This window comes from Vibrio sp. HI00D65 (assembly GCF_001635455.1).
Lineage (GTDB): Bacteria > Pseudomonadota > Gammaproteobacteria > Enterobacterales > Vibrionaceae > Vibrio.
On record NZ_LWEH01000421.1, the window covers coordinates 1 to 246 of the forward strand.

The window sequence follows — 246 nt, forward strand, 5'->3', positions numbered from 1 at the left end:
GTTAGGGCTGTACGTGCTATGTCGTATGTGTTTATAAACCACATCTCTCTCGATTCACCATTACGGCAATTGTCTGCAGTCATTGTTTCTTGCCAGTCAATTTGGTTTGATAGATCAATTGTCTTCCATGCATCTTCTCCGATGACTGTATTTGCATTTGAAAATCGGTCGTCCATGTAACCAATGCTCTCGAGCGCTGCTGAATCTTTGATCCCTTTCACGCCAATTGGGTCGATTTTATATACC

The 246-nt window shown here is 42.3% G+C and carries 1 pseudogene; it reads right to left on the reverse strand.

From position 1 onward, the window contains the following. A pseudogene (locus A3712_RS27985) lies at window positions 1-246 on the reverse strand (hypothetical protein); the annotation flags it as partial.